The 4,421-nt window shown below is 35.8% G+C and carries 6 protein-coding genes; 5 read left to right on the top strand and 1 reads right to left on the bottom strand.

Annotated features, from left to right (window positions below):
• Nucleotides 1-138 precede the first annotated feature (138 nt).
• The 3 genes from AC1DG9_RS24450 (at nucleotide 139) to AC1DG9_RS24440 (ending at nucleotide 1,724) form a co-directional block, all read left to right on the top strand.
• Entirely contained in the window at nucleotides 139-729 is a 591-nt protein-coding gene (locus AC1DG9_RS24450) for a GNAT family N-acetyltransferase (protein WP_337716296.1), read from the top strand.
• Nucleotides 726-1,061, top strand: a complete 336-nt coding sequence (locus AC1DG9_RS24445; RefSeq protein ID WP_288879390.1) for a cupin domain-containing protein — start codon at nucleotides 726-728, stop codon at nucleotides 1,059-1,061. Before AC1DG9_RS24450 ends, AC1DG9_RS24445 begins: the two co-directional genes overlap by 4 nt.
• A gap of 93 nt (nucleotides 1,062-1,154) precedes the next feature.
• Entirely contained in the window at nucleotides 1,155-1,724 is a 570-nt protein-coding gene (locus tag AC1DG9_RS24440; protein ID WP_172663041.1) for a porin family protein, read from the top strand.
• 49 nt (nucleotides 1,725-1,773) lie between these two features.
• Here AC1DG9_RS24440 and AC1DG9_RS24435 read toward each other — a convergent pair whose 3' ends face one another.
• Nucleotides 1,774-2,742, bottom strand: a complete 969-nt coding sequence (locus AC1DG9_RS24435) for a phosphatidylinositol-specific phospholipase C (RefSeq protein ID WP_172663040.1) — start codon at nucleotides 2,740-2,742, stop codon at nucleotides 1,774-1,776.
• Between the two features lie 138 nt (nucleotides 2,743-2,880).
• On the opposite strand from AC1DG9_RS24435, the gene AC1DG9_RS24430 reads away from it, so the two are divergent.
• Nucleotides 2,881-3,774 (top strand): M16 family metallopeptidase, encoded by an 894-nt coding sequence (locus AC1DG9_RS24430; RefSeq protein WP_477635410.1) that lies wholly within the window; start codon nucleotides 2,881-2,883, stop codon nucleotides 3,772-3,774.
• 141 nt (nucleotides 3,775-3,915) lie between these two features.
• On the top strand, nucleotides 3,916-4,421 hold a 506-nt coding region (locus AC1DG9_RS24425; protein WP_477635409.1), incomplete at its 3' end, for an insulinase family protein.

Genomic DNA, 4,421 nt, shown 5'->3' with positions numbered 1-4,421 from the left:
TTTCAAACATACTAAAAATATATTTGGTTTAACGTATTGAAAATGATTCTATTACCCTTGTGTGACTTAATAATTCAATCAAAATCAATCCTCAAATTCATACATTTGCCAATATTTAGCCCGTATAAAAAGCATAAAATGATCGACTTTGATTTTACTGCAAACCATGTTTTAGAAGATGAAATCGCGCTTCTTAGACCTTTAAAGGAAGGTGATATAGAATGTTTACTCCAATTTGCTCATCAGCCTGATATATGGAGCTTTGCTACACAAAAAGGGGATACTGAAGAAGATCTAAAAAAATATCTGCTATTGGCTATTGAAGGAAGAAAAGCTAAAAAGGAATACCCATTTGTTATTATTGACAAAAGAACAAATGCTTACGCCGGATCATCGAGATTTTATGATATAAAGCTTAATCAGCATAATCTGAATCTGGGCTATACCTGGTACGGGCAACAATTTCATGGGACAGGGTTAAACAAACACTGTAAGTATTTGCTGTTTGATTTTGCTTTTAATAATGGCTTTGAACGGGTAGAATTTGCTGCAGATACGACTAACGTAAGAAGCGTGGCTGCTATGAAGAGTGTTGGGTGTACTGTGGAAGGTATTTTAAGAAGTAGTGTTATCCGTTTAGACGGAAGCAGAAGAGACACGATTGTTTTAAGCATGTTAAAAAAAGAATGGGAACACACATTAAGACAAAAACTTGAAGATAAATTATGATACAAAGCAACCTATTTCAGATAGAAAACGAAACCTCATGGGAGGATTTGGGTAATGGAATTAAAAGACAGGTTTTTGGATATGATGACCGGATTATGCTTGTAAAAGCGAAATTTGAAGTGGGTGCTGTAGGCGATTTGCATGAGCATCATCATACTCAGGTAACTTATGTAGATAGCGGTGCTTTTGAGATGACCATTGGTGAAGAAGTGCGTATCATAAGAAAAGGAGATGGTTATTACGTGCCACCACATGTAATTCATGGTTGTGTTTGTTTGGAGGCAGGAATGCTAATTGATGCGTTTACACCTCATCGGGAAGATTTTCTTTAAAAATATTTTTTGAGGCGCGTGGGGGTAAATGTTACTTCTGTTGTCATACTTTCAAATCACAAATAATTAAAAAATTATTCTAACACAGAAAGTATGAAAACAAACAAGTTCTATTTAATGATTGCAATAATCATGGTAAGCATTGGTTCGGTAAAAGCGCAGCAATCAGGAGTTAATTTTGGGTTGAAAGCAGGTATCAATTATGCAACGCTTCCAACGAGTTTCAAAGAAGTAAAAGAAAAGGAAGGTAAAGCCGGTTATAATATTGGTGTTTTTGCTAGGGTTGGAGATGCTTTGTATTTTCAACCTGAGGTAAATTACACTGCATTTAAAAGTGAGTATACTTACAATTCTAAAGTTTACAGTCCTAAATTTAAACAGGTTAATATTCCTTTGATGGTTGGTTATAAGCTTATCAATACGGAAGCATTGAATTTTAGAATTTCTGCTGGACCGGATTTAAGCTATTCTTTAAACAAAGCTGCAGGGCCAACCGAGTTTGATTATAAGAAGTTTACTGCCGGCGGTGTAGTAAATGCCGGTGTTGATATAGGTAGCTTGACTATTGATGCCAGATATAGCAGAGGGTTGACAAAGATTAATAAAGGTCTTGATGAAAAAACCGGGATATTTAACCTTTCAGTAGGATTTAAGATATTTTAAAAAGGTAGGGTCGTCATTCTGAAATAAATTCAGGATGACGACTCTTCCATTAAAAATTAGTATTAACTATTAACTGACTTCGGGTTGCATCAACAAAATCCATTGGAATAATGCCATACTTTCCATGCGTATTATTTGTAAAGAAGGTATTGATTTTAGGATTTACCGAGTTAGATACGGTAGTTATGCTCGGGATACCAAATATAAGTGCTTTATAACCGCTGCTATAATTCAGATACAACCTATTCGAAGTATCATTATGTGCCTCATTTAAAAGCGTTTCAATGTTCGACCATTTGGTATTTACATCGCTTACATTATAATAATCTTGTATTTTAAGGTTCGCTGCTGAATTGTTAATACTAAAAGTGGTGTTGTCTGCCCAGTTGGTAGCATCGATACCCTTCGTGGTACCAGCTCCAAATCTTCTTAGTAGCTTTATTTTACCACGAACAGCTCCTAAAGTAGGAACACCATCGCCCAAATCCCATTTCGAAGGATTTTGGTTTACATAAGAATCAAAGGTCTGTTCAAAACTTCTGGTATTATTACTAGGATCATATTCTTCTTTTACACTCATAATAATGGTTTCAGTTGGATTACTATTCAGGAAACCGATACACGCATTCAGCACATCATTAAAGTTTAAGTTTTGATAGATTGAACCGTGATGGATAGCAAATGCATCGCCAATGTGTCTGCATCTGATATCTAGATACCTGACTCCGGCCGTTAACTGATCTGCAATGCTTAGATTCTGACATTTAGCCGTGCCGCCAACTGGTTCAGTTCTTGCTCCGGAATCATGTGTTCCGGGGATAGAGAGCTGGGCTACATTGGTTGCATCTGGCAGGGAACCCATCCAATTGCTCATGGTGTAAGTTAATAAGAGTGAAGGGGCTACCGATGTTTCCTGTGTGGCTTTAGATTGTAATCTTTCTTGTTCCTGCTTTTTGCACGAAGTGAACGCAAGGATTCCCGCAACAATTAGGGGAAATTGAAGTTTAAAATTGTTCATACTTAGGGATTAATTTGGTTAATTGATTAATTACAATATAAGAAAAAATCAGATTGAGAAAAAGGCATAAAATTATTTGTTAAATTAAAAGATTTACACGTATTTGTATAAACAATTAGGTATATCAATTTTAACTATATGCGCTCTAAACTTTTGCTTGCGGTAGTGCTCGTAATGAGCTGTATTTCTGTTTTTTCGCAACAGAAGCTAGCGGAAAATATGTATTTCAGAAAGCTGCCGAACGGGCTTGAAATATTAGTAGTTGTAGACAATACTGTTCCCCTTGCTACGATTGAAATGGCATGCAGAAATGGGTCATTTACAGAGTCTGATGATTACAATGGATTAAGCCACCTTTATGAACACCTCTTCTTTAAAGCGAATAAAGATTATCCAAATTTTGAGAGCTTCAATAAGAGAAGTAATGAATTGGAAATTACTTCAAATGCCAACACAAGAGAAGAGGTTGTAAATTATTATTTTACCCTTCCTTCGGCAAATTTAAAACCTGGTTTAAAATTCATGAATTCTGCCATTCGCTATCCTATATTTATTAAGGAAGATATGGCAATGGAAAATGAAATTGTAAATGCTGAGTTTACCAGGCAAGAGTCGAGTCCGCTTTATCCATTGATTGATGCCGACAAGAAACATATGTGGGGAGAGAATTATTCGAGAAAGAACGTGATTGGAAATCATGATGTGATTTTATCGGCCACGCCATCAAAAATGGATTCTATAAAGAATAAGTATTACTGGCCAAACAATTCTGTATTGGTAATTGCAGGCGATGTAAAGGTAGACGAGGCTTTTAACAGTGCTGAAGACATATTTGGAAGCTGGAAAGCATCGCCTTTTGATCCTTTTAAAAAGTGGCCCATTCCGGAATTCAAACCACTTGCTAAAAATGATTATTATATCATAGAATCAACCAAGATGCCTGTTCCATATATGCTTTTTATGCTCATTTGCTTTCTTTCTGGTGGGCATCGGCTTCGGTTGATTATTATACTCATTATGAAGAAAACCTGAATAAGATAACTAGGGCAGATTTACTTAATTACGTTAGGAAATACATTAAAGGTAAACCCTTTTGTGCCGGAATGATTATCAATAAAAGCAGTGTTGACGCTGTAAAACCTCAAGAATTCTTCAAATAAAATATTTAAACTGATGAAACCATATATATTAGCCTTCATTTTTATTTTATTCCTTTTTTCGGCTAAATCCCAGACCAAGGCTGTGTCGTTTGATGTGAATGGCTTAAAAGTAATTTTAAGGCCCACTCAAAAAGAAACCATAAGCATGAGCATGTATTTTAGAGGAGGGGTGATGAATTACAAACCTGAGCAGGCGGGAATAGAGAACCTTGCTTTGGCTGCTGCTGCATCTTGTGGTACAAAAAATTATAGTGTTGATGATTACAAGGAATTGGCAGATGAATATGGAATAAATATAGGAGGTTCTTCTGAAACTGATTATGGAACGATTAGTATGGACTGTATTTCAAAGTATTTTGAACAAGGTTGGAGGTTGTTCTCAGATGCTGTAGCGAATCCGATTTTTGATAAAACGGAATTCCAGTCTACCAAAGAAAAAATAATTTCTGGTATTTATCAGCTTCATGCATCTCCTGAATCACGGATTGAACAGATGTCTATGCAGGCCATATTTAATGG

This window comes from Pedobacter sp. 05L430, assembly GCF_056397585.1.
This window is presented reverse-complemented; position numbering and strand designations above follow the sequence as displayed.

Excerpts from the sequence above, each read along its gene's own strand:
- AC1DG9_RS24445 (WP_288879390.1), top strand. The coding sequence starts at position 726 with ATGATACAAAGCAACCTATTTCAGATAGAAAACGAAACCTCATGGGAG.
- AC1DG9_RS24435 (WP_172663040.1), bottom strand. The coding sequence starts at position 2,742 with ATGAACAATTTTAAACTTCAATTTCCCCTAATTGTTGCGGGAATCCTT.
- AC1DG9_RS24440 (WP_172663041.1), top strand. The coding sequence starts at position 1,155 with ATGAAAACAAACAAGTTCTATTTAATGATTGCAATAATCATGGTAAGC.
- AC1DG9_RS24450 (WP_337716296.1), top strand. The coding sequence starts at position 139 with ATGATCGACTTTGATTTTACTGCAAACCATGTTTTAGAAGATGAAATC.
- AC1DG9_RS24430 (WP_477635410.1), top strand. The coding sequence starts at position 2,881 with ATGCGCTCTAAACTTTTGCTTGCGGTAGTGCTCGTAATGAGCTGTATT.